At 64.7% G+C, this 25,276-nt stretch carries 21 protein-coding genes; 15 read left to right on the plus strand and 6 right to left on the minus strand.

What is annotated here, in order from left to right:
- Window positions 1-26: 26 nt before the first annotated feature.
- The gene (locus BSY16_RS11770; RefSeq protein ID WP_069059839.1) at window positions 27-713 is read right to left on the minus strand and encodes a DUF2848 domain-containing protein; all 687 of its coding nucleotides are present in this window, start codon (window positions 711-713) and stop codon (window positions 27-29) included.
- 251 nt (window positions 714-964) lie between these two features.
- Between BSY16_RS11770 and BSY16_RS11775 the strand changes: the two genes are divergently transcribed.
- From BSY16_RS11775 to BSY16_RS11820, 10 genes are all read left to right on the plus strand, one after another.
- Entirely contained in the window at window positions 965-2,260 is a 1,296-nt protein-coding gene (locus tag BSY16_RS11775; RefSeq protein WP_069059840.1) for an ABC transporter substrate-binding protein, read from the plus strand.
- An 82-nt stretch (window positions 2,261-2,342) separates the two neighbouring features.
- Entirely contained in the window at window positions 2,343-3,242 is a 900-nt protein-coding gene (locus BSY16_RS11780; RefSeq protein WP_069059841.1) for a branched-chain amino acid ABC transporter permease, read from the plus strand.
- 2 nt (window positions 3,243-3,244) lie between these two features.
- On the plus strand, window positions 3,245-4,177 hold the full coding sequence (locus tag BSY16_RS11785) for a branched-chain amino acid ABC transporter permease (RefSeq protein ID WP_069059842.1): 933 nt from the start codon (window positions 3,245-3,247) through the stop codon (window positions 4,175-4,177).
- On the plus strand, window positions 4,174-4,917 hold the full coding sequence (locus BSY16_RS11790; RefSeq protein ID WP_069059843.1) for an ABC transporter ATP-binding protein: 744 nt from the start codon (window positions 4,174-4,176) through the stop codon (window positions 4,915-4,917). Before BSY16_RS11785 ends, BSY16_RS11790 begins: the two co-directional genes overlap by 4 nt.
- A complete protein-coding gene (locus tag BSY16_RS11795) occupies window positions 4,917-5,594 on the plus strand; it encodes an ABC transporter ATP-binding protein (RefSeq protein WP_069059844.1) in 678 nt (225 codons plus the stop codon). Before BSY16_RS11790 ends, BSY16_RS11795 begins: the two co-directional genes overlap by 1 nt.
- 109 nt (window positions 5,595-5,703) lie before the next feature.
- Window positions 5,704-6,228, plus strand: coding sequence for a MarR family winged helix-turn-helix transcriptional regulator (locus BSY16_RS11800; protein WP_069059845.1), 525 nt, complete (start codon window positions 5,704-5,706; stop codon window positions 6,226-6,228).
- Window positions 6,229-6,254: 26 nt separating this feature from the next.
- Entirely contained in the window at window positions 6,255-7,112 is an 858-nt protein-coding gene (locus BSY16_RS11805) for a LysR family transcriptional regulator (RefSeq protein ID WP_069059846.1), read from the plus strand.
- 106 nt (window positions 7,113-7,218) lie between these two features.
- A complete protein-coding gene (locus BSY16_RS11810) occupies window positions 7,219-8,613 on the plus strand; it encodes an amidohydrolase family protein (protein WP_069061506.1) in 1,395 nt (464 codons plus the stop codon).
- Window positions 8,614-9,363: 750 nt separating this feature from the next.
- Window positions 9,364-10,110: a WecB/TagA/CpsF family glycosyltransferase gene (locus tag BSY16_RS11815; protein WP_286157128.1), complete on the plus strand. Its 747-nt coding sequence runs from the start codon at window positions 9,364-9,366 to the stop codon at window positions 10,108-10,110.
- Window positions 10,107-11,345, plus strand: a complete 1,239-nt coding sequence (locus BSY16_RS11820; RefSeq protein ID WP_069059847.1) for an FAD-dependent oxidoreductase — start codon at window positions 10,107-10,109, stop codon at window positions 11,343-11,345. The genes BSY16_RS11815 and BSY16_RS11820 overlap by 4 nt, the downstream gene beginning before the upstream one ends.
- A 6-nt stretch (window positions 11,346-11,351) precedes the next feature.
- Here the strand turns inward: BSY16_RS11820 and BSY16_RS11825 are convergent, their stop codons facing one another.
- Genes BSY16_RS11825 through BSY16_RS11840 form a run of 4 tightly spaced genes read right to left on the minus strand, consistent with a single transcriptional unit; the run spans window position 11,352 to window position 17,059 of the window.
- Window positions 11,352-12,233, minus strand: coding sequence for a hypothetical protein (locus tag BSY16_RS11825; RefSeq protein ID WP_286157129.1), 882 nt, complete (start codon window positions 12,231-12,233; stop codon window positions 11,352-11,354).
- 36 nt (window positions 12,234-12,269) lie between these two features.
- Complete coding sequence (locus tag BSY16_RS11830) at window positions 12,270-13,805, minus strand: hypothetical protein (protein ID WP_069059849.1); 1,536 nt, start codon at window positions 13,803-13,805, stop codon at window positions 12,270-12,272.
- Between the two features lie 27 nt (window positions 13,806-13,832).
- A complete protein-coding gene (locus BSY16_RS11835) occupies window positions 13,833-14,942 on the minus strand; it encodes a glycoside hydrolase family 5 protein (RefSeq protein WP_286157130.1) in 1,110 nt (369 codons plus the stop codon).
- A complete protein-coding gene (locus BSY16_RS11840; protein ID WP_069059851.1) occupies window positions 14,939-17,059 on the minus strand; it encodes a GumC family protein in 2,121 nt (706 codons plus the stop codon). Before BSY16_RS11840 ends, BSY16_RS11835 begins: the two co-directional genes overlap by 4 nt.
- A 181-nt stretch (window positions 17,060-17,240) precedes the next feature.
- Between BSY16_RS11840 and BSY16_RS11845 the strand changes: the two genes are divergently transcribed.
- On the plus strand, window positions 17,241-18,629 hold the full coding sequence (locus BSY16_RS11845) for a lipopolysaccharide biosynthesis protein (protein ID WP_069059852.1): 1,389 nt from the start codon (window positions 17,241-17,243) through the stop codon (window positions 18,627-18,629).
- On the plus strand, window positions 18,626-19,783 hold the full coding sequence (locus BSY16_RS11850; RefSeq protein ID WP_069059853.1) for a glycosyltransferase family 4 protein: 1,158 nt from the start codon (window positions 18,626-18,628) through the stop codon (window positions 19,781-19,783). The genes BSY16_RS11845 and BSY16_RS11850 overlap by 4 nt, the downstream gene beginning before the upstream one ends.
- On the opposite strand, the gene BSY16_RS11855 is transcribed toward BSY16_RS11850, so the two are convergent.
- The gene (locus BSY16_RS11855; RefSeq protein ID WP_069059854.1) at window positions 19,696-21,180 is read right to left on the minus strand and encodes a glucosamine inositolphosphorylceramide transferase family protein; all 1,485 of its coding nucleotides are present in this window, start codon (window positions 21,178-21,180) and stop codon (window positions 19,696-19,698) included. The genes BSY16_RS11850 and BSY16_RS11855 overlap by 88 nt on opposite strands.
- A gap of 228 nt (window positions 21,181-21,408) precedes the next feature.
- Between BSY16_RS11855 and BSY16_RS11860 the strand changes: the two genes are divergently transcribed.
- The 3 genes from BSY16_RS11860 (at window position 21,409) to BSY16_RS11870 (ending at window position 25,255) form a co-directional block, all read left to right on the plus strand.
- Window positions 21,409-22,662, plus strand: a complete 1,254-nt coding sequence (locus BSY16_RS11860) for a flavin-containing monooxygenase (RefSeq protein ID WP_069061508.1) — start codon at window positions 21,409-21,411, stop codon at window positions 22,660-22,662.
- 155 nt (window positions 22,663-22,817) lie between these two features.
- Complete coding sequence (locus BSY16_RS11865; RefSeq protein ID WP_069059855.1) at window positions 22,818-23,777, plus strand: LysR family transcriptional regulator; 960 nt, start codon at window positions 22,818-22,820, stop codon at window positions 23,775-23,777.
- Window positions 23,774-25,255, plus strand: a complete 1,482-nt coding sequence (locus BSY16_RS11870; RefSeq protein ID WP_069059856.1) for an aldehyde dehydrogenase — start codon at window positions 23,774-23,776, stop codon at window positions 25,253-25,255. Before BSY16_RS11865 ends, BSY16_RS11870 begins: the two co-directional genes overlap by 4 nt.
- Window positions 25,256-25,276 lie beyond the last annotated feature (21 nt).

Below are 25,276 nucleotides of genomic sequence, written 5' to 3' on the forward strand. Positions count from 1 at the left end.
TCGGCTGGAAATGCTCCAGCCGGGAATCACCCCGCGATGGGCAACGTCTTCACGTCATAGCCGAAAGCGATCTTGCGTTGCAAAACCGGATCCTCCAGTTCGCCCTCGAAGCGCGTGCCCGGACGCACGCCGCCGATGGCGGGCATGGTGCCGCCGAACATCGCGGTGCCGTCGGGAAGCGTTCCATCCGTCGCCCAGCCACCGATCAGGTTCGCCGGCGCCAGAAGGCCGGAGAGGCGACCTTCCTGGTAGAGCACGCGCACGCCGTCGATGACCGCATGGCTGCGCAGGATCAGGTCGTCCCAATGGTCCGCCACCTCCTCGAAGGGCCAGACGGTGGTGGCGACGGGCTTGTCGCAGACCTGCTTGGAGACGGTGACACCATAGGCCTCGACCTTGCGGTCGGTGTGGTCGGAGCCGACGCCGATATGCAGCTTGCCATCCTTGGCGATCAGGAGAGCCTCCACCTCGCCGCTGCCGGCCCCGCCGACATCTTCGATGGCCTCAGCCGTGGAGAGACGCGCCGCGGCGACACGGTAATAGGTCGGTGTTGCGGCGGGGCGGGAGATGCCAAGCGCCTCCAGCTCACGGATGTGATGCTCCATCGCCTCCTTGTTGCGGCCGGCCCAGCCGGCGATCACCAGATTTTCGACGTCGATGGTGACCGGCGTGCGGCCGTCGCGGCTTTCAAGCGTGAGATTGAGTGTCGTCATGCGCAGTTACTCCCTAGACAGCCGTTACGGCTACTTGCTAACATCGCTTTGCTACAAAATTAAATGTCAGTGATATTTCACTGCAGTTTTATCTTGCATATGAAATGCGATTACGCAATCATCAAAAACAGAGCGCTGGACAAGGAAAACCGACGCCGAATTCAGCTCCGGAGCACCGCTCCGGGCGGCGATGCCGCATGGCCGAAAACAACCGGGACCCGGCGCAACCCGGGCCAACAAGAGGGAATGAGATGATCAGCTACCGAAAAATTCTTTGCTCGGCCGTCGCGGCCGCCGCCTTGCTCGCCGGCCCGGCGCTGGCTGAGGAAAAGCCGGCTTCGCTTGGCGTCGGCGTGTTTAGTTTCACCTCCGGCGGCACCGCCGCCTATGGCAAGCCGGGCCGCGATGCCGCCGAACTGATGATCGAGCGCATCAACGCCAAGGGCGGCATCGGCGGGGTGCCGCTCTCTGCCACCTATGTCGACGAGGGCCAGGGCACCGAGGGCGTGATCGCCGAATACCGCAAGCTTGCAGGTGATGCCGCAACCCAGGTGATGATCGCCGCCCTGTCCTCCGGCAATTGCATGGCGCTTGCCCCGGTCAGCAACCAGATGAAGATCCCGACCGTCGGCTGGAACTGCGACACGCACCAGCTCTACCTCAAGGACGCTCACCCCTATTTCTTCCGGCCGAACGGCAATACCGTGCCGGAGTTCGTCGCCTATGCGGCCTATCTCATCGCCGTGAAGCCGGATGTGAAGCGCATCGCCATCATCAACCCGGACTATGCCTTCGGTCATGACGCGGCAAAGATTTTTACGAGTGCGATAAAGGCGTTCAAGCCGGACGTCGAAGTCGTCGCCGAACTGTTTCCGAAACTCGGCGCAGGCACCTACCAGACGGAAATTTCGCGTCTGACGGCCGCCCGTCCCGATGTGATCTTCTCCAATCTCTGGGGTGGAGACCTCGAAAACTTCGTGCGCCAGGCAAGCCCGCGCGGCCTCTTCCGCTCCTCCCAGGCGATCCTGGCACTCGGCGAATCCTCCATGCAAAACGTACAGATCCCGGACGGCGTGATCGTCGGCGTGCTGGGCGATGGCTGGTGGATGTCGCCGGATGCGGCCGCCAATCCGGAGACCAAGGAATTCGCCGACGCCTACAAGGCGAAATATGGCAAGTGGCCGGTCTTCCCGGCAATGAAGATGGCCAACAGCTTCCTCTATGTGCAGGCCGCCTACGAGAAGGCGATGGCCGGCAATGGCGGCAAGTGGCCGAGCCGCGAAGAGGTGGCCGGCGCCATGAAGGGCAGCGAAGTCAAGACGCTGACCGGCACGATGCAGACCCGCGCGGACAATGACGGCGTGGTCGACCAGATCATCGGCGTCACCGCCAAGGCCGACGGCCACGACGGCCCGGTCATCGGCGACATGGTGCGCTACAAGGGCGCCGACCTGATGCCGCCGGCCGGCGAAGACCCGATCGCCTGGATCGGCACACTCGCGGCCGACCTGCCCGCCAAGCTGCCGCAGCCGGGTTCCTACAAGTAAGCACGCCACAGCCGGCGCGGGGTTTTGCCCCGCGCCCTCCATCAAGCGCATGCGCAGAATGCCGTGCGCGCGGGGTCACAAAATGTTCGAAACCATCGTCCCTCTTCTCATCGACGGTCTGGCGAATGCGGCGCTCATCTTCCTGGTCGCCGTCGGCCTCACCCTCGTCTTCAGCGTGCTGCGCGTGCTCAACGTCGCGCATGGCAGCTTCTACTCGATCGGCGCCTATGCGGCCGCTTCGCTCGGTCTCTGGGTCGTCGGCGCGGGCCTGCCCGGCTGGCTGACCTTCGTCAGCCTGGTGCTCAGTGCCGCGCTGGTCGCCGTCATTGTCGGCCCGGTGATCGAGCGCACGCTGATCCGCTGGACCTACGGCAAGTCGGAGGCGGTGCAGATCCTCGTCACCTTCGGCCTGTTCCTCATCCTCGAAGACCTGCAGCGCATCGTCTTCGGCGTCGATTCCTTCTACGAGGACACGCCGGTACAGTTGCTCGGCTCCATCGAGATCGGCGGTGTGGTCTACCTCACCTACCAGCTCGTGCTGATCCTGCTTGCCGCCGCACTGTTCGTCGGCCTGAAGCTCTTCATCGGCCATACGCGCATCGGCAAGCTGATCGCCGCCGTCGTCGCCGACCGTGAAATCTCGCAGGCGATGGGCATCAACACCAACCGCGTCTTCATGATCGCCTTCACCCTCGGCGTGTTTCTCGCAGCCCTTGGCGGCGCGCTCACCGTGCCGCAGGCCGGCGTCTCGCCGGGGCTCGGTGCCGATACGATGGTGCTCGCCTTCGCGGTCGCCGCCATCGGCGGGCTCGGCAAGATCGAGGGGGCGGCGGTCGCCGCCGTCATCGTGGCACTCGCCCGAGTGCTCGCCATCTACTTCGCCCCCGAACTCGATGCGGTCGCGCCCTATCTGGTGATGCTGCTCGTGCTTCTGGTCCGTCCTTACGGCCTGTTCGGCTCCGCAACGACGAGAAAGATCTGACCATGCCTCTTCTTCCCCTCGCTGGCGGCGCCATCATTGCCCTCGTCGCGGCCACCTTCGCCTTTCCCTGGCTCGAATTCGTGCTGACGCTCGCCATCGCCAAGGGCCTCGCCGCCCTCGGCGTCGCGATCCTGTTGCGCGGCGGGCTGATCTCCATCGGCCATGCCATGTTCTTCGCCATCGGCGCCTATGCCACGGCCTTCGCCATGCGGGATTTCGGCATCACCGATGTCTTCGCCCTGATCCTGATTTCCGCAATCATCTCGCTTGCCGCGGGCCTGCTGATCGGCGTCTATGTGGTGCGCTACCGCGCCATCTTCTTCGCCATGCTGAACCTTGCGATTTCCATGGTGCTGTTCTCGCTGCTCTCGAAATTCTATGGCGTCACCGGCGGCACGGACGGCTTGCGCGTCGGCACGCCGACCGTGCTCGGCATGGTGCTCGAAGCCAAGGCCGTTGCGACCTTCCTGTTTTATGCGTCGATCGCCGCGATGGTTCTCGCCGGCTTTGCCGTCAACGCCTATTTCAAGAGCCCGCTTGGCGAGGCGTTGTCGGCCGTTCACACCAATGAAATCCGCCTCGAATATCTCGGCATTCCGGTGCGCGGCGTGCTGCTCGTCGCCTATGGGCTCTCGGCGCTGCTTGCCGGCATCGGCGGTACTTTTGCCGCCATGACCATCGGCCATGTGCTGCCCGACATGGCCTACTGGACCGATTCCGGCCATCTCGTGCTCGTCGCCGTACTCGGCGGCATCAGCGGCATTGGCGGTCCCTTCGTCGGCGCCGTCTTCCTCGAACTGGTGCACACGCTCGCCGCCGGCGTCACCGATGCCTGGAACATGATCGTCGGTGCCGCCCTGCTTGGCGTCATCTTCTTCATGCCCAAGGGCCTGATCGGCTTCCTGCGTCCGGCCAACAAGGGAGACACCGCATGACCGTGCTTCTCGAAGCGAAAAACCTGCACATCACCTTCGGCGCGGTCAAAGCCGCCAATGGCGTGGGCCTGCATATCGACGAGGGTGAATTCCTCGCCATTATCGGCCCGAACGGTTCCGGCAAGACGACCTTCCTCAACCTGTGCACCGGCTATATCCGGCCATCCGAGGGCGAGGTCTATCTCGACGGCAAGCCGATCACCCGCCTGCCGCCGCGCACCATCGCCCGTAAGGGCATTGCCCGCGCTTTCCAGATCCCGCAGCTCTTCCTCGATCAAACCGTGCTCACCAACCTGATGCTGGCGATCGCCTCGCGCGAAGGCCTGTGGCAGATGGGCAAGGCGCTCGACCGGCCTGCCTACCGCGACGAGGCCATGGCGCTGCTTGCCATGTTCAACCTTGCCGATTGCGCGCCCACACTCGCCTCGACGCTGCCGGAAGGCCGGCGCAAGCTGGTGGATATCGCGATTGCGCTCGCGCTAAAACCCCGGCTGGTGCTGCTCGACGAGCCGACCAGCGGCGTCAGCGCGCTGGAGCGGTTTGCACTGATGGAAACGCTGATGGGTGCGCTACGGCAAGCCAAGGTTTCCGCCCTTTTCGTCGAGCACGACATGGATGTCGTCGAGCGTTATGCGGACCGCGTCGTTGTCTGGGAATCGGGCCGGGTGATGGCGGAAGGCAAGCCGGAAACCGTGTTCAAGGATGCCCGCGTCATCGAAAACGTGATTGGAGTGGCCTGATGCTGACCGTCTCTTCCCTCAACGTCTCGCTGGCGGGCGCAAAAATCCTGCGCGATGTCACCTTTTCGCTGAAGCCCGGTGCGACCACCGTGCTGATCGGCCGTAACGGCGCCGGCAAAACCACGCTGCTGCGCGCCATCATGGGCCTCACGCCGGCCGAATCCGGCTCGGTCACCCTCGATGGCAAGCAGCTGTTGCCGCTGCCCGCCTTCGCCCGCGCCCCTGCCGGCATCGGCTATGCGCCGGAGGATCGGCGGCTGATCCCGGAGTTTTCCGTCGAGGACAATATCATCCTGCCCGGGCAGGCGCTGAAGCTACCGCCGGGCGAAATCAAAAGCCGCCTGGAAAAGGTCTATGCGCTGCTGCCCGAACTGCACACCATGCGGGCGCGTCCCGGCAATGGCGTCTCGGGCGGCCAGGGCAAGATGGTGGCGCTCGGCCGGGCGCTGATGGTTGCGGAAAAGCTGCTGATGCTCGATGAACCCTTCCAGGGCCTCGCCCCGGCGCTGGCGCTCGACTATGCCCGCACGCTGTCACGGCTGCGCGAGACCATGCGCGATCTCACCCTGCTGATCACCGAATCCAGCCCGAACCTGCTGAAATCGGTGGCGGACGAGACGCTGCTCATCGAGCGCGGCGCTGTCACGCTTCAGTCGCGTGAATCGGAAGCAGCGTGATCGCGCCAATCGAGCCGGTTCGACGCCCGCTCGGCCTCCTTTGTTTTGACGGCGGTTACTCTATATACCGGTTTCAGCTAGGTATTTCGCAAAGCTGAAGGACGCTTTTATGCCAGTGACGATCAGCAGGCCCGAACTGCTTCAGGATGGCGACGACGCGCCCTTCCGCCAGATGATCCACGATGCGCTGGGCTTCGGCACCCGGCTGCTTGAGATCCGCAACCGGCTCGGCGAGGTGATCGGCCTTTCGGGACCGGCCTTCTCCATCCTCATTGCCATCGAGCACCTGTCCAAGGATGCCGATGTCGGCATCAGCCAGGTGAGCGATCACCTGCACCAGTCCGGCGCCTTCGTGACACTGGAGGTGGCGAAACTCGTGAAGGCCGGCCTCGTCGACAAGTTCGCCAACCCGGAAGACGGTCGCCGTGTCATCGTCGAAGTGACGGGCAAGGCCCGCGCCCTGCTTGCCGAGCTTGCCGAAACCCAGCGCCCCGTTAACGACGCGATCTTCGCGGGGCTCGACCCCGATGAATTCCGCGCCTTCGCGAAGATCGCCGCGAAACTCGTCTCCGGCACGGAGGAAAGCCTGGCGCTGCTGCGCTATCTGGCCGAGCAGCGCCGCAGCCGCGCCTGATCCCGGCCACCGATGGAGGTGGGAGAATGAACCGTTATCCCATGTTCAGCCCGCAGCTTCTCGTCAGCTTCGTGGCCGTCTGCGAGACCATGAGTTTTACGCGCGCTGCCGACCGGGTGTCGCTGTCGCAATCGACCGTCAGCCAGCAGGTGCGCCGGCTGGAGGAGCTTCTGGGCAAGGCGCTGTTCGAGCGCACCTCACATGAGGTGCGGCTGACCGAGGAAGGCATCAAGCTGTTGAGCTATGCCCGCCGTATCATCGCGCTCAATGAAGAAGCCCATGACGCGCTGACCGGCCCGTGGCGCGACGGCGTGCTGCGGCTCGGCATGCCGGAGGATTTTACCGTGTCGACGGTCGATCTGCTCGCCGCCTTCAAGCGCGAGCACCCGCATCTGCGGCTCGACGTGACCAGCGGGCTCAGCCCGGACCTGCACCGCGCCTATCTTCAGGAGGAGCTGGATCTCGTGCTCGTCAAGCAGCGCCGCGTGCACCTGCCGCGCGCCGCGCGGCCGGAACCGCTGCTCTGGCTCGACAGCCAGGAACACCCCGCCATCGAACAATCGCCGGTGCCGCTTGCCGTCTTCCCGGTCAATGGTCTCTACCGCGAGGAACTGTGCGGGACGCTCGATGGTCTCGGGATTCGCTGGCGCGTCGGCTATAGCGGCGGCGGGCTTGCGGCCCTTGCGGCGGCGTCTGCCGCCGGGCTCGGCGTCAGCCTGCTCCCGGCAGGTTGCCGGCTGCCCGGGCACCGCGTGCTAGGTGCTGCCGAGCGCCTGTCGCCCATCGAGGATTTCGAGCTCGCCTTGTTCTATCGCGACAGTGCCGCGCCGCTGGCACTCGACCTTGCCGAAAGGCTCATCGATTTTTGCGGCCTCAAACCCTAGTGACATTGGCAAATCGAATAGCCAGCATTTTCAAATGTCGCTGCCATGCGAAGACCGCGTTTCCTAGAATGATGCCATTCGATCCATGCACCATGACGAGGAAACGATGTTGCAGCACGCCGTATCGCAGAGCCGCCGGGCCTTTCTGAGCCGCACCGGCCAATTGACCACCGCCGCCGCCGTCGCTGGCCTCACCGGCATGAGCCATGAGGCGGCCGCCCAGACCACGGCCTGCGAGGAGGATGCCACGGTGACATCCGTGAAGGACAACCACTATCTGCTCGCCGACGTTCGGCTGGAGGAAGGTTTCGAGAAGGACGGCGATGTCATCGTCGCGACGCGCACGGCGCTCTACACGCTGGAAATCAAGGACGGCAAGATCGCAGCACTCCACGCCGCCGGCGCTACCCTGCCCACCGGTCTTCCGACCTATCAGGCGAACGGCCAGCTCGCGCTACCTACCATGCGCGACATGCACATCCATCTCGACAAGACGTTTTATGGCGGCCCGTGGCAGGCGCCGCGGCCGCGCCAGGGCAAGACGATCATGGACATGATCGCGCTGGAGGAAAAGCTGCTGCCAAAGCTGCTGCCAACCTCCGTCGAGCGCGCCGAGGGGCTGATTGCCCTCGTGCAATCCAAGGGCAGCACGGTTGCCCGCAGCCACTGCAACATCGACCCGGTGAGTGGCCTCAAAAGCCTAGAACACCTCAAGATCGCACTGGAAAAGCACAGGCAGGACTTCGTCTGCGAGATCGTCGCCTTCCCGCAGCACGGCCTGCTGCACTCCAAGGTCGACGGGCTGATGCGCGAAGCCATGCAGATGGGCGTCGAATATGTCGGCGGCCTCGACCCGACCAATGTCGACAGCGCCATGGAAAAGTCGCTCGACGCGATGTTCCAGATCGCGCTCGACACCGGCAAGGGCGTTGACATCCACCTGCATGAGACGAGCCCGGCGGGTGTCGCGGCGGTCAACTACATGATTGACACGGTGGAGAAAAACCCGGCACTCAAAGGCAAGGTGACGATCAGCCACGCCTTCGCGCTGACGACGCTCTCGCCTGAGCAATTGGACGAGACGGCCGGACGGCTGGCCGCAAACGGCATGACGATCGCATCGACGGTGCCGATCGGCGGCCTGATGATGCCGCTGCCGAAGCTCACCGAAAAGGGCGTCTTCATCATGACCGGCACCGACAGTGTTATCGACCACTGGTCGCCCTTCGGCAGCGGCGACATGCTGGAAAAGGCCTATCTCTACGCCCAGCTCTATCGCGGCTCGGACGAGTACCACCTGTCCCGCTCGCTCGCCATCTCCACCGGAGGCATCCTGCCGCTCGACAAGGATGGCAACCGCGCCTGGCCGAAGGCCGGCGACGAGGCCGGTTTTTCGCTGACCAGCGCCAGTTGCTCGGCCGAAGCCGTCGCCCGCGTCTCCGCCCGTAATGCCACCTTCCACAAGGGGCGCCTGGTCTCCGGCGGCGTCGGCAAGGCCTGATCCATTGTCGATCGAATTCTGTGACGGCGGTCGTGTCTTCTCGGCCGCCGTTTTGTTTTGCGCGGTTGCCAGGTCACGGCCGCCCCTGCGCCCAAACGGCACAGCACAACCTGGATCGCCCCAGCAGTGCATCTCACCTATATTTTGACCATGCAAATACACAACTATAGGAAGATTTCGGCTGCATAGAAGCCTCGCTCTCAAGCTCCGCCTTTCCTTGGATCCTGTTTCCTCACCTCAAAATTCCCCCTGTAGTGGTTGCGCAAAACAAGCAACCTCATAGGTGGTAATTCTACGAAAAATTGCATCCCCGTGCTGCGCAACAGACCGCAAAGCCTGCATGACAGGGGAATGCATATCCTCAAAATGTATTGATATTTATACGTTAAATTCTCTAAACGCTTCTTCAGTCGTACAGCTTCTCAACAAGTCTTCTTCGTTAAAATACTATTAAAATTTTAGCAGTTAACCAGATATTGACGATCTTCTTAACTCCATAGGTGGTATAAAATACATTACCTCAACCGGAGGTGACGTATCATGCCAGATACCGACAAGAATTTTTACGGAAAACCCGACTCGGCAAACACACTTATTGGTAGAGTTGAGCCAAAATCCGACAGGGCATACTCCGAAACAGCTGGAGACACCGCATCTTCAGTGGCTTCTGGGAACAGGCATCCTGACTGGCAGTGGGAAAATTGCGTTAGACCGGAGGGCGGACCGCCCCTGCCGGACACGCTTCCGGCCGTGCCGCAGGCTCAGCTTGGAGGGTTGACGATCGCCGCGGTCGATCGGGCACGCGCCGCTGCCCTGATGATTGCCGCGGCGCGCCGGCACCGCCGCCACGGCCGCCCGCTCTATTTCACCTCGGCGAACGGAGAGGTCATCGCCCGGGTGAATTCGGACCGGGCCATTGCCGGCCTCTTCCGCGAGGCCGACCAAATCCTTGCCGATGGCCAGCCGCTGGTTTTTGCCTCCCGGTGGCTGTGCCGGCAAAAACTGCCAGAGCGCGTCGCCACCACCGATCTCTTCCACGACGTTGCGCGGCTTGCGGAACGGGAGGGCGTGACGTTTTACCTGCTCGGTGCGACGGAGGCGCAGAACATGCGGGCCGCCGCGATCGTCCGGCAGCTTTATCCCGCACTCACCCTTGTCGGCCATTGTCACGGCTACCTCACCGGCGTGGCGCTCGCGGCCAAGATCGACGAAATCAACGTGCTGGCGCCGGATATCCTGTGGCTCGGGCTCGGCGTGCCGCGCGAGCAGATTTTCATGCGCGATTTTGGCGATCAGCTCGGCAATGTCGGCGTGGTCAAAACGGCCGGCGGGCTCTTCGACCATCTCACCGCAAAGGTGCCGCGGGCGCCGCTGTGGATGCAGCAGGCCGGCTTCGAATGGTTCTGGCGCATGCTGATGGAGCCGCGCCGGCTGTTCTGGCGCTACCTGACGACCAATCCACGCGCCCTCTACGCCATCCTGAGGTACTCCAAATGAGCAGCGAACACACGGCCAAACCCGAAAACACCAAGCCGGGCGCGGAGATCGCCGTCGTGGGCGGCGGGCTCGCCGGCACGCTCGCCGCGTATCTGCTGGGACGCGCCGGCCATGCCGTCACGCTGATCGACCGCCATCGCAGTTTTCCCCGGACCTTCCGCAGTGAAAAGCTCGGCCCTGGGGAGATCGAGGTCTTTAAACGCTTCGGTCTTTCTGCAGCCATCGCCGCAAGGGCGGTCTCCTACGACGAGACCGTCAACATGCGCCGGGGGCAGGTGGTGGACCGCACACATGCCCGGCATTTCGGCATCCTCTACCACGATCTCATCGAGGCGATCCGGGCCGAGATGCCGCAAGGCGTTCGCTTCGTTCAGGGCCAGGTGCGCGAGGTGAAAGCCGGCGCGCGACGGCAGCGTATCGCGATCGTCGGCCATGAAGAGGTGACGGCGCGGCTCCTGGTTCTCGCAACGGGAACGGGCGATACCCTGCGGCGCGACCTCGGCATATCGCGCCGGATCATCCGGCCACGCCAGTCGGTTGCTTTCGGCTTCAACCTCTGCCCGACGAGTGCCGGTGGTTTCAGGCATACGGCGGTGACCTTGTATGGCGAGCGGGTGTCCGACGGGATCGACTATCTCAGCCTGTTTCCGGTCGCCGGCGCGATACGGGCCAACCTCTTCGTCTACCGCGACCGTGGCGATTCCTGGGTCCGGGCGCTGCGCGAGCGGCCGAAGGACACGCTGGGCGCCGCCTTCCCGGGACTTGCCGGGGCGATCGGCGACTTCGAGGTCGAGGGCCCGGTCGACAGCTGGATCACCGACATCGCTGTCGCCGAGAACTATCGGCAGGACGGCGTCGTGCTCGTCGGCGATGCGTTCCAGACCACCTGCCCGGCGACCGGAACGGGTGTCGCCCGTCTTCTGAACGACGTGGAGCGGTTGTGTGGGAGCTATGTTCCCCGATGGACAGGCCATAATGTCATGACGGCCGCCGATCTTGCGACCTTCTATGACGATGCCGAAAAGCGAAGGATGGACGCCTATGCGCTTGCAATGGCAGACTTCCGCCGCCGCCTGACAATCGGGACGGAGATGGAGTGGCGGCTGCGCCGACAACACCATTTCGCGCTCCGACGCGTGGTGAACGGGATCGACAGGCTGAGCCCCGCCCTCGTCGGCAGGCTGCGCCAACTCTGGGGATCGCAGTCGAGGCACAACGTGCCATCGGCCGTCTGACCGCCTTCAGGAACCGAAGACGACGAACTCCGTGAAGGCCAGATCGCCTGGTGATGGCGGGTTCGGGCCCTTGAAATATTTCGGCCCGATCTCGGCAAAGTAGCGCCCGACAAGCCCCGTCACCGGGCCATTGGAATCGACGAGGCAGATCAACTGGCCCTTGCGCAGCAGATGACGGCCGAGCGCGCCGGCATGCTGGCTGAGGTCGGCATGGGAACGGCAATAGATGACCTGGCTGCACGGCACGAGGCCTTTCAGCACCCGCCGCGTCTTGAAAACGAAAGGAGAGGCCAGCCCGTCGCGAATGCAGATGAGCGCGCGGCACCCCATCGCTGCATGCTGCAGCAGCATCTCCTGCTCGTCCTGCGGCAACAGCCCAAGTTCCGGCGCGTCCGGCCGCACTTCGACGACCTGCACAGGCTTGCCGGTGGAGCTGAGTATCGGCAGGAAGGCGAGCTGGCCGTCGGCAAACCGCTTGAAACGCAGGGCTTCCGTTACCTTCAGCGTGACGGGCGCGGGCGTGATGCTGAGATAGGTCACCTCCTTGCGCCGCATCGCCGTCATAACCAGCTTGAGGGCATAGGAACGAAAATCCTCGTCGACAGCCCAGCTTGAGAGATTGCAACGCACGGCATCGCGCTGCCCGAGTGCCGGAAAATAAAGCGTCAGCATGACGCCGACGATGCGGCCGGCGCTATCCAGAACATAGCCGTATTGCGGAAAATCCCCGACCGGCCGGCGTCGCGCCATGCGGGTCAATGCCTCTTCCCAGTGTTTTCGCGGGCGTTCGGGAAAGCCCCGGCCGAGGCAATCGATGACCGCCTGCCAATCGGCTTGCATAATCGGCCGGCAGGTAAGGCCTTCCGGAAGGGCACCCAAAGCGCTCATGGCGGGCTCCAATTTGCAATTATAGGAGTTTAATACTCACATACACTCTTTAAAATTGTGTATTCTTTCGTTCCCTTCACCCTTCGCGTGCTTCTCCCGGATCTGGGTGCCAAGCGAAACACCGACCAGCAGCAGGCAGAAACCGAGAGCCAGGGGCGAGAAAAAGGCCTCTTCCTGCAGAACGGCATTTGCCGAAATCGTCACGATCGCCACGAAGGCGAACAGGAAGTCGGGATTGTCGGTTTCCATCAGCCGCCTGCCGGCCGTCGTGGCAAGGGCCGCCAGGAAGCCGAAGAACACGAAGCTGCCGATGCCCATCTGGTAGAGCATGACGCCGACGGCGCTTTCGACGGGCACAGCCGCCGCCCCCTCGCCCTGCGCCCTGTCCCAATCGAGGTTGACGCTGGTGCTCGACAGATTGCCACCGATGCCGAGCCCCTGCCCCAGCGGGTTGGCGAGAAATTCCCGGACCCCGGCGATCAGGCCGAGTACGTGATAGTCGCCATGCCTTGCGCCGTAGACGGTGGCCGCCACCGTCCACGTTGCGGCAAGCAGGACGACACCCGCCAGTGTCAGCCTGGCGCGGGATGGGCGATAGAACAGACGGCTCGCCAGCGCGACCATCAACAGGAAGGCAGCACCCTTGGAGCCGATGACGAGAAGGACGGGAAAGGCCGCCAGCGGCAACAGCCAGCGCCCGCGAAAGAGCAGCCAGGAGGACAGCAGGCTGAGCGCGTAGGCATAGCTGATCGGATGGAAATTCGGCCCGCCGTTGCGGAAGATGCGGGGCAAGGCATCGCCGAAGAAGGCCGTATTGAAGAAGGTCGCCGTCATGGTGTCTTCGAGGCCGCGCAGCACGAATCCGGTCTCCCGCAACGCCTTCTCCCAGACGCCTGCCTCGATCTGTTCCTTGAGGCCGCGCTGAATATAGACATCGCCATGGAACAGGCCGAGAAAATCCATCCGGAAAATCTGCTCGAGATAACCATACCCGACGGCCACGGTGCAGAGGCAGATCATGCAGGCGCGCAGGTCGATCCGGTAAAGGCTGGCGGCAAGGATGGCGATGTGGAAGCAGGCGACCGGCGTGATCGTGTTGCGGAAATAGATGATGGCGTCCTTCGGCCCGCCGCGCACGGCGCCAAGCAGCAAGTAGACGCCAATCACGCCGCAGAGGAGGAAGCTGAATTGCAGCCACGGCCGCAGCTCCTGGAACACGCGGACGCGGGCCTGCAGGGAAGCCGCTGCAAACAGGCCGAAGGCGGTCATCAGGATGACGAAATTGGCGCCGCGCAGCGCGTCGAACGTGGTGTCGTCCGGAACGAAGGGCGTGAACCAGGCGACCACCAGATTCTGAAACAGGAAGGCGCAGGCGATGACCACCGGAATGCCGGCCGGCAGGGAGACCGTGAGGACGATCACCAGGACAAAGGTCGCGGCAAAACCGAACGGCGTCCACACCGCGAAAGCGGCGACGGACGTGACGATGGCGAGGAAGGCGACGGCGAGATGAAACAGCGCGTCGGATCGTGTTCCACTCCCTGATGGCCGTGTCAGCGCCGCGTCCGTCATCTGCACCACCGCTTACCGGATGCCATGTCAGTCCCCCTCGCCGAACAGCGCATCGAGCATGGCCGTATCGAAACCTTCGGCATCCAGGCGGCTTTCCATGAGGCCGAAACCCCGGTCGAGCTCCCAATAGGCCCAGCCGATGCCGTTCGCTTCGGCCGCCTTGCGCACGGCGCGTGTCCAAGCCACGCGGCTTTGTGCATCGACACAGAAATCCAGCACACCGAACTCGTTGAGCATCACCGGGCAGCCGGATCGTTCCGACCAGCGCGCGGCCTGCTCGAACACGGCACGGACAGAAGCCTCCGTCCAGGGTGTCGCCAATTGCTCTTCGACCAGGGCGGCGGCTTCTTCGTCGCCGGACGCACGAAGGGCTGCAAGGTGCGCGTGGACAGCCGGCGTTTCCCGCGTGGCCGGAAACGGCAGCCCGGAGATGCGTGCAAGCGGTGAGGCGCCCCAGCTCTGGCATTGGTGGGTGAAGGCCATGGGTGCGTAAAAATGCACCGCGGCGATCTGGTTGCCATCGGAGAGCGGCGGCGTGGCATCGAGCTGCCAGATGCCCTGGTCCGGCGCGGGTCCCCAGATAAGGGTATGGTCGGGGCAGGTGCTGCGGACGGTTTGCGCAAGGCGATCCCGGAGGGCCAGCCAGGCCGTGTTTTCCATCGGCGGCTCGTTCAAAAGCTCGGGATAGACCCTGTCGGCCGGCAGGTCGGCAATGACGGCGCGCAAGCGTTCCCATCCGCGCAGCACGCGCTCGCCGGCCGCTGCGGCATCTTGAAGAAAGAGCGCATGAAGATCGGCGGCGGGATGCATGTCTACGAGGACGGAAAAGCCCCGGTCGGCGAGTACCGAAACGCCCTCCCGGATATCGCGCAACCCGGCCCCGTTTTCGGAAAGCACACGGCCGCAATCGACCGGCAGCCGGAAGGTCCTGAAGCCATGGTGAAAGAGCGTGTCCGGTACGCCATCGGCCGGAGCCAATCCACCTTCCCGGTCGAGCCATCCCGGTATGTTGATACCGCGGGTCAGAAGAGATCGGGATTGCGCCAGAATCGGTCGCGACGGCAAGGCCGTGGCCAGCACGGCCGCACCTGCAAGCACGAGCGCCTTCCGCCGCGAGACCGCGCCGGCCGGCCTCACCGCGCGCTCCTGCGCCATCGGACGACGGAATCGTTTGCCGCGCCCGCAGCACGCTCGGCGTCAAGCACGAGCGTCGCGCTTCGCGCCGCACCCTCATTGCCGAGACGCTGGTGCAGCAGGCCGTTCGCTTCCGCCACGTCGTCCGCGGCATCGAGCACGAAGAGCAGGCGCTCGACATCCGGAAACAGCGCGGCATCCCAATCCGCATCGGCAAGCGACGGCCCAAGCAGGAGCACGAAATCATAGTCGCCGGCATCCGCAAGGCCCGCGCCGAGAACGAAAGGCTCTCGACGTCCCTTGCCGCCGTCGAATGCGCGAACGAGTGTCGGCAGGCCGCTCGCGCCGTTGATGAATACGCCCGCGCCAAGCTCCGGGGCCGCATCCGGCTGGTCGGGGCGCGGCGCGCTGCTCAGTTCGACCACCAGCACGTTTTGGCCGGCCTGCTGCAGGCCGATGCCGATCATCGCGCCGGCCAGTTTGGCGTCGGGCGCGTTTCGCAGCGGAGAGACGAGCAGCACATAGGGCGGGGCATGCTCGGTCAAGAGCGCGAGGATGCGCCGGACGAGTTTGAGCGTTTCCTGCGAAAAGGCCTCGCCGCCGCGCTGGAGAAACCGCCGCCGCATGGCGCGGATGCGCGACGATGCGCCGGCACTCGCCAATCCCGGCAATTCGTACCGGCCAAGACTGATCGGGACCACCTCGGACCGCGCCGGGACACGGCGGCTGGCCAAGGGCGTTATCGCCGCTTCGTCAGGATCGGGGCCGGGATCGCGCTCGCCCCTCTCGACCGGTCCCCGCGCCACGGCAATGCCGGCGCCAACGAGGAGCCCCAGAGCGGCGCTGACCGGCAGGAGCAGCAGCGGCGTCGGCCAGGTGGGCTGCACCGGCGGGGCGGCGAAACCGATCACCTTCGCCTCGGAGAGCTGGAGCCCGCGCATCTGCGACGTTTCCTCCGCCCGCTTCAAGACATCGTCGAGCACGGTGCGGGCCGCCTGCGCCGTCGCCTCAAGCCGCCGCAGCTCCACCCGCGCGGCGTCGGCAGTGCGGGACGTTTCGCGCAAGGTTTCGAGCTTGGCCTCCAGTGCCGCGACCGTCTGCATGGAGAGGTCGTATTTCGCGTTCAGCTCCTGTTTAATCCGGCCGGCCTCGGCGCCCATCAGGCCGGCGGTCTTTTCCAGCTCGGAGCGCAGCCGGCGGATCGTCGGGTGGCGCGACTGGTAGACCGTTTCCGCGCTGGCAAGTGCGGCCGCGCGCTGGTTGTAGTCGGTGCGCAAGGTGTCGATCGAATCGGAGGAGACGATCTGCGACAGCCGGGCGAGACCGGCCGGCGAGGCGCCTGCCGCCAGTGCCTGGTCGTATTTGTCCTTTGCCTGATCGGCACCCGCGCGCGCCGCGATCACCTGGACAGTCACCTGGTCGATCTGGGATTGCAGGGTGCCGCCGGCCGCCGCATCGAGAAGCCCGTGCCGCACCTTGAAATCCCCCGTGGCGCGCTCGGCCTCGGCGACGTTCTTCTGCAGCGAACCCACCCGGTCGGCGAGAAGAGCGCTGACGTCGCTGTTGGCGTTTTCGCGGTCTCCCGCAAGACCCGCCTTGTAGTAGTCGACAATGGCATTGGCGATCCGCGCAGCTTTGTCCGCCGACTCGGATTTCATGCTGACCTCGATGACATAGGTCAGCCCCGCCCGCTCCACGGAGACGCGTTTCTCAAACCGCTTGAAGGCCGTATCCTTGCCGGCTCCGTCCGAGCCGAGGAAGGACAGCAAGCCGCCATCGGTGAATTCCGGGTCGTCGGCAAGGTCTTCGCTTTCGAACACCGCCATCAGCAGGTCACGCGATTCGATCACGAAAACCTGGCTCGCAACGGCTGCGCTGTCCGGGCCAATGCCGGGCAGGACGCTTTCGAAACGCGTGGAACGTGCATCGCGCGGGTCGATCAGGATCGATGCCGTCGCTGTATAGGTCGGTTTCGTCACCGCGAGATAGGCGATTGCCAGCAAGACGGCGACACCGACGCTCGCCAGCACCGTCAGCCGGCGCTGCCAGAGCGTCCGCCAGACGGCGCCCACGTCGAACAGGGGCGGAAAGCTGCTTTTTTCGATCTGCTGCGCTGCCATTTCCGCCGTCTCTGTCCCTGCGGTTGTGCCTGGAACTATCGGCAATCAGCGTTAGCTCTTCGTTAAAATTCCACCATAAGCATCATTTCACTTTCTGAAAGTAACCATTACGCGAGTTTCTCGTGGCGCAGTTGCCCCTTTTTGGCGTATCTGGTGATCGTCAAATCGGGAGCCGAGCGTCATGGCGCGCAGGAACGAAAGCAGTCGACGGGCGGGGCCGGGTGCCAGGCTGCCGATTGGCGTGCTGGCACGGAACGGCGTTGCGGCGGGCGTCATCAAGCTCGCCAGTGCCGGCCTGTCCTTCCTGATGCTGGCAGCGGCAGCCATGGTGACCGACGAGCGGCAATTCGGCCTCTACAGCACGGCCTATGCCGGCGCGAGCCTGGTGTCCTTCTTCTCGCTGATCGGTCAGCATGCCGTGGTGCTGCGCTTCTGGCCGCAATATGCCGGCAGCGACGACCAGCCAGCCGCCAATGCCCTCATGGCGCGCGCCATGCTGGTGGCATTGGCCGGTCTCGTCTTCTCCAGCCTTCTCGTCGGTGCGATTGCGTTCCTTCCCCTCGCCCCGGACGTGCCGGAATGGCGCCCGCTATGCTTTGCCACCGCCGTTCTGGCCTTCGCACTCGGCTGGTCGGAATTCACCTCCTGTGCCTTGCGCGCCAAGAACGCGCTCTTCAGCGGTCTGCTACCGCGTGACATCTTCTGGCGCGTCACGGGGATCGCGGCGTTCGCCGCCGCTGGCCTTCTCGCCACCGGCATGAGCGCCGTCGCGGCGACCTATCTCACCGCCCTGCTGCTTATCGCCTGCGTCCTGCCGCAGACCATCGTCCTGCTACGCGACACGTTTGGCGCAGCCCGCGGGCCGCTCAGCGCCGCGCAGAAGGCGGAGTTCACGAGCGTGACGTTTGGGCTCTGGGGCGTCACCGCCCTGCCGCCGGCGCTCAGCCAAGCGAGTACATTGCTCGTCGCGGTCATCCTCGGCCCGGAAGCGGCCGGCGCGATCTTCGTCGCCGACCGCATTATGCGCCTTGCCATCCTCGCCCTCACCGGCATCAACCAGGCGATTGCACCGCAGATTTCCAGCAGTTTCTACCGGGGCGACCGCCAGCATGTGCAGCGCATAACCGGCCTGACGGCCATCGGCGGCTTTGCCGCCGCGCTTCTCATGCTGGCGATCTTCATCGTCTTCGGCAAACCGATCCTTGCCATCTTCCAGCCGGCCTACGCGACGGACACCATTCATGCGGTGCTGGTCATTCTCGGTATCGGCGCCCTCGTCGGCACGGCCTGCGGGCCGACCGAACTCCTCCTGCAACTGACCGGCCTGCAACGGGCGCTTTTCCGAACCCTGATCGTCGTCAATTCGGCCGGGCTCGCGCTGACCGCGCTCCTCACCTACGGCATCGGCCCCATCGGCGCTGCGCTTGGCATTGCAGGTACCCTGATGGCGTGGTGCGTCACGGGCGTGACCATCGCCCGCCGCCGGCTCGGCATCGACCCCTCGATCCTCGGTTTCTTTACGGGGCCGGATGCGACGACCGTACGAACCATCCTGAAAGGTCGCGCATGAAAATCATCCAGGTGCAGACACAGGCCGAAGCCGGGGGAGCGCAGCGCGTTTCGGACATGGTGGGTGACGGTCTTCGCGCCCGCGGCCATACCGTGCGCACCGTCTTCCTCTATCGCAAGACCGAGGTCTACGACCGCGATCCCTTCGCCGATTTCATTCTCGATGCACCGCCGAAAGGGCTGGCCGGGCAGGTCCGCGCCGTCATCGGTCTGGTGCGCTATCTTCGCAAGGCGCGGCCGGACGCCGTGCTGTCATTCCAGCACTACGGCAACCTGTTTGGAACGCTCGGCGCTCGCCTGGCCGGCGTGCGGACGATCGTCGCCAACCAGAGCGGCGCTCCACAGGCGCGGGGCGTGCGGGGCCTGCTAACGCAGGTCGATAAATGGATGGGCGTGGCCGGCCTCTACCATATCAACGTCGTCAACTCGGCCTGGACCGCGACGCAGTTCGGTGATTTCCCACATGCCTACCGGCGGCGCATCCGGCGCATCGATCACGGTGTCGCTGCTCCCGCCGACGATCACGACAAGGCTGCGGCGCGGGCGGCGTTGGGCCTGCCATCCGATGGCTGGATCGCCGTGACGTCCGGCCGCCTGGCGGCTTCGAAGAACCAAGTGGCACTGGTCGGCGCGCTGGCCAGAATTCCGGATATGCACCTTGCCATCGCCGGCACGGGGCCGGAACGGGAGGCGCTTCTGGCCTGCGCCGAACGACTGGGTGTTTCGGGCCGACTGCATCTCGTCGGCGAGGTGCCGCCGGAACGCATCTTCGCGTTCCTGGCTGCCGGCGATGCCTATGTGTTTTCCTCGCTGACGGAAACGTTCGGCCTCGCCGCCGTCGAGGCGGCGATTGCGGGCCTGCCGCTTGTCGCAAGCGATCTCGACGTGCTGCGTGAAGTGCTCACGACAATGGATGGCGCACCGGCTGCGTTGTTCGTGCGACCGGACGCGGAGGGAATTGCCGGGGGTCTCGCTGAAATCCTGGCGACGCCGATGCTTGCAGCCAGCCTTGCGGCGGCAGGACGCCAGCTCCGCGAACAATATTCTCCAGCAGCGATGTGCGCGGCCTACGAAGCCCTGCTTCTTTCCGATCGCCTGGGGACGGCGGCGATGCCGTCGATCACCTCGAGCGATCCCGAGCGGTTGAGCGTATGAATTTGCGGATAGGGCCAATCACCATCGGCAAGGACGGGACGTGGATCGGACAGGTGCACGGTGGTCGCATCGAGCCCGACCAGTTCGGATAGGCCAAGCCCGCCGCCATAACCGAGCGTGCCGTCCTGGACCGACAGCAGGAGACGCCCCTCCCGGCCGCGGATGAAAGCGCCGCCGGGACGCGCCCGGCGACGATCGATCAGGATGGGGTTTGCGGCATGCTCCCGCCAGGGACCGAGCAGCGTCGCCGCTTCGAAGACCACCATCGTATCGGACGTGCTGCCATAACCATCGCGGCGCGTGGCAAAAAGCCAGAGCGAACCGCCGTGATCGAGCAGCGTCGCGTCGGAGATTTCCCCTTCGAGCAGCGTTGCCGCCGGCAGCCATTTGTCCGGAAACTCCGCGGCCCGGTAGAGGGTAAGCCGGCCGCTGGCACTTGCTTCCGGCAGCATCCAGAGAGTTCCGTCGCGCTCGAAAACCTGCGGGTACGAGAGATGGTGCGGTTCCTCCAGAACGACCCGCGGCATGAGCGGCTTCCGGTCGTGCGTAAACGGCACGACGGAAATCACCGCCTTGCCAACGGCGTGCACGTAGTCCTCCACGAAGAGAAAGAACTGGCCTTGCCAGTGGACGGCGAAGGGATCGGCATAGAAGCGGTCGCCGGCGTCCGGCAGTACCGCCCATCCGGTCCCGAGCCGCCCCGTTTCCGCGACGCCCGGCCCATCGATGAAACGATAGCCCACCCGCCAATGGGTCTGGCGATACCGGACACGCCGGAGTGCTTCCCTGCCGAGACGGGGCAGAGCCCGGGAAAGATAGGCTGCGAGAAATCCTTCGCCGCTGTCGTCGGATGCGCTCGACACGGTTCCCATGTCTTCGAGCCGGCCTTCCGCGAAGGCCCGCACGACCGAGAGAATGAGGGTGACCGCCCGGGCAAGCACATCCTCGACCCCGAGCGACGCCGCTTCCTGTCTGTCGACCATCGGAAGGGCACGCCCCACAATGGTCCTGCCGTCCAGGACGGCTTCAAGCGCCGGCAGTTCGCCCATGGCAACCGCTCTTGCGACAGCGAGATCGGAGTTGGCGCGATCGAACCGAAGCGTGATGGTCGGAATATTCGAAGGTGGGGCATTGCCCGAGAGATCCAGCCGAAGCGCGGGTGCACGCGCTCGCACACGGGCGGGAATCTCCGCTACCGGCGAGGCCAGCGCCCTGTCGAAGCGCCGGAACAGCCGGCGCTCCAGGTCGAGAATGCTGTTCACACCGATTGGCCACGGCGTTGCCGGCGGCGCATGCAACACAGCCACATCGTCATTGCCCATATCGAGCCGGCTGATGATTTGAGCCTGCCAGACGCGGGGGCCGCGCTGGGGAACAACGACGTCGATCGGCAGCATGCAACACTCCCATTAGGGGAGCAATTTTATAGTGCACGCATTAAGGGAGAAATAACGGCGTTGCTCTCAAGCCACGACGCCAGACCGCCGCCCGCGTCCGGGCACTTAGCGGCACCCTAATCAACGCTGAACCAAACGCTCATGTCGGCGATTTCCGGCTTCCTCTACATCTTCCGCCAGAGAGCGGCCGCGAAGGCTGTAGGTCGGGAAAACACGAGGGAAGCCGGCATGGCAGTGGAAAAAGTGGATACGCTGGTGATCGGCGCCGGCCAGGCCGGTGTGGCGATGAGCGAACATCTCGGCAAGCGCGGCATTTCCCATCTGGTGCTCGAAAAGAGCCGTATCGCCGAAAGCTGGCGCACCGCGCGCTGGGACAGCCTCGTCGCCAACGGTCCCGCCTGGCACGACCGTTTTCCCGGCATGACCTTCGACATCGAGGACGACGCCTTCGCGCCGAAGGAGCAGGTCGCGGACTATTTCGTGGCCTATGCCGAGAAGATCGACGCGCCGATCCGCACCGGCATCGAGGTGAGAAGTGTGCGTAAGGACGGCGATACCTTCCATGTCGAAACCTCAGAAGGTTTGATCGAGGCGAAGAACGTGGTCTCCGCCACCGGCGCCTTCCAGCGCCCGATCATGCCGACCGTTGTGCCTGATGAGGAAGGCCTCACGCAGATCCACTCCAATACCTACCGCAATCCAGGCCAGCTGCCCGAGGGTGCCGTGCTGGTCGTTGGCGCCGGATCCTCCGGCACGCAGATCGCCGACGAGCTGCTGCGCGCCGGAAAACGCGTCTATCTCTCCATCGGCCCGCACGACCGGCCGCCGCGGCGCTATCGCGGCAAGGATTTCTGCTGGTGGCTCGGCGTGCTCGGCATCTGGGATCTCAAGGTCCCGGCGCCGAACACCGAACATGTCACCATTGCCGTCAGCGGCGCCTATGGCGGCAATACCGTCGATTTCCGCCGTCTCGGCAACCGCGGCATGACGCTGCTCGGCCGGGCTGAGACCTTCAAGGATGGCGTCCTGCAGATCGCGCCGGACCTTGCCGAGAACATCGCGCGGGGTGACGCCAACCACCTCTCCCTGCTCGACCGCGCCGACGACTATGCCGCGACGAACAATCTCGACCTGCCGGAAGAGCCAGAAGCCCGCCGAAAGGAGCCGGACCCGGCCTGCGTGACCGATCCGATCCTCGCGCTGAACCTGAAGGAAGCCGGCATTACCTCCATCATCTGGGCGACGGGTTATGCGGTGGACTACGCTTGGCTGAAGCTCGATGCCCTCGACGAAAAGGGCCGGCCGGTGCATGAGCGCGGCGTTTCCAAGGTGCAAGGCTTGTTCTTCGTCGGCCTGCCCTGGCTGTCGCGCCGCGCCTCGTCCTTCATCTGGGGCTGCTGGCACGATGCGGATTACCTCGCCGGCTATATCGCCGAACATCGCAGTGCGCAGACGACTGACACCGCAGCCGCAGCATCCTGAGCGACGTTGCATGTTGCCCGCCGGGAGGAAGCGAGCGTGCCATGATCCGAGACCCAGATCCCCATGACGACCGGCTCGTCCACAGCCTTGAGGACGGCGCCCTTTCCGCGCGCGCAAATCTGTTCCTTAATTGGGGCCTGAACAGGGGAACAGACATGGTCTTGCGCTTCACGCTCCGGCAACTGGAATATCTCGTCGCGGTCGGCGAATACGGCTCCGTGACGGAGGCCGCCGAACGGGTGAATGTGTCCGCCCCTTCGGTCTCGGCGGCGATCTCGCAGCTCGAAAAGGAATTCGGCATCACCCTTTTCGTGCGCCGCCACGCGCACGGGCTTTCGCTGTCGCAGGCGGGGCGCAGTTTTGTCGATCAGGCGCGGCAGATTCTCGGCGAAGCGGCCAAGCTCAACGCGCTTTCGAACGAGCTGACCGGGCAGGTGCGCGGGCCGCTGCATGTCGCCTGTCTCGTCACCTTCGCCCAAGCCGTCATCCCGGCGCTGCGCCGTGCCTTTTCCGATGAGTATCCGGACGTCGATTTCTTCCAGTACGAACGCGATCAGGCTCGCATCCTCGAAGGGCTGCGCATGGCGCGCTTCGACATCGCGCTTTCCTACGACCTCGATATTCCCGCCGACATCGCCTTCCATGAGCTGGCGGTCCTGCCGCCCTATGCGGTGCTGCACGAGGATCATCCGCTGGCGGGGCGCTCCGAGGTGACGATCCAGGACCTCGCGCCGCACCCGATGATCCTGCTCGACCTGCCGCACAGTTCGGCCTACTTCGTCTCGCTCTTCCGCGATGCGGGCCTGACGCCGCATATCGTCGAGCGCACGCGGGATATGTCCGTCATGCGCGCCATGGTCGCCAACCGCTTCGGCTATTCCATCGCCAATATCCGGCCCGTCTCCACCTATGCGCTGGATGGTGGCCGGCTCTCCTTCGTGCCGCTGACCGGCAACCTGCGCCCCATGCGCATGGGCATCCTCGCCATGGGCGGCGCCAGCCCGGCGCTCACCGTGCGGCGCTTCATCGATTTTTGCGGCGAAGAGATCGGCGACATGGTCATGGACCTGCCGGTTTCCGCCGACGCCCATTCAGAACGGAAAGGCAGTTCATGACCACGACCATCGACTGGCGCGCCCGCGCTAAAAACCTGAAATTTCGCAGCGGCGTCTATATCGACGGCCGGTTCCGCGATGCGGCGAAGGGCGGGCGGTTTGAAACCATCAATCCTGCCAATGCGCAGGTGTTGACGGACGTGGCCCGCGGCACTGCGGAAGACATCGACGCCGCCGTCGCCTCCGCCCGCCGCGCCTTCAACGACGGCCGCTGGTCGGGCAAGTCGCCGGCCGAGCGCAAGGAGGTGCTGCTGCGCCTCGCAGCCCTCATCCGCGAAAACATCCCGGAACTGGCGCTTCTCGAAACCCTCGACGTCGGCAAGCCGATCAGCGACAGTTCGACCATCGACGCGCCCGGCTCGGCGCATTTCTTCCAGTGGCATGCCGAGGCGATCGACAAACTCTACGATGAGATCGCCCCCACCGGCCGTGGCGACCTCGCGCTCATCCGCCGCGTGCCGCTCGGCGTCATCGGCGCCGTCGTGCCGTGGAATTTCCCGCTCGACATGGCGACGTGGAAGCTCGCGCCAGCGCTCGCCACCGGCAATTCTGTCGTGCTGAAGCCGGCGGAACAATCGCCGCTCTCCGCCCTCATGCTGGCCGAACTCGCCTCCGAGGCCGGACTGCCGGATGGCGTGCTCAACGTCGTGCCCGGCTTCGGCGAGGATGCCGGCCGGGCGCTCGGCCTGCATCCGGATGTCGATGCGCTGGTGTTCACCGGCTCGACCAAGGTCGGCAAACTCTTCATGACCTATGCCGGGCAGAGCAACATGAAGCAGGTCTGGCTGGAGACGGGCGGCAAGTCGCCGAGCCTCGTCTTTGCCGATGCCGATCTCGACAAGGCGGCTGAGATGGCAGCCTTCGGCATCCTGTTCAACTCCGGCGAGGTTTGTTCCGCAAACTCCCGCCTGCTGGTGCACCGCTCCGTGCAGGAGGAATTCACCGCAAAGCTGATTGCGGCAACGGCCGCCTGGCCGCTCGGCGATCCGCTCGATCCTGCCACCCGCATGGGTCCGCTGGTCGAGAAGGCGCATGCCGACCGCGTGGCGAGCTATATCGAGATCGGCCGCTCGGAAGCCCGGCTGGCGCATGGCGGCGCGCGTGAGACGCGGGACGGGTCGGATTGCTATATCCAGCCGACGATCTTCAACGATGTTGCGCCGGGTGCCCGCATCGCGCGGGAGGAGATCTTTGGTCCCGTCCTTGCCATCACGCCGTTCGACAGCGACGAGGAGGCGCTGCGGATCGCCAATGACAGCGAATACGGCCTCGCCGCCTCGGTCTGGACGCGGGATCTGTCACGGGCGCTCTCCGTTTCCGACCGGCTGAATGCCGGCACGGTCTCGGTCAACACAGTCGATGCGCTGTCGGCCATGACGCCGTTCGGCGGCATGAAACAGTCGGGTTTCGGCCGCGACCTCTCGATTCACAGCTTCGACAAGTACTGCGCGCTCAAAACCGTGTGGGTGAAATACTAGGCACCTGCCCGCTCCGGCGAC

This window comes from Sinorhizobium sp. RAC02 (assembly GCF_001713395.1).
Lineage (GTDB): Bacteria > Pseudomonadota > Alphaproteobacteria > Rhizobiales > Rhizobiaceae > Shinella.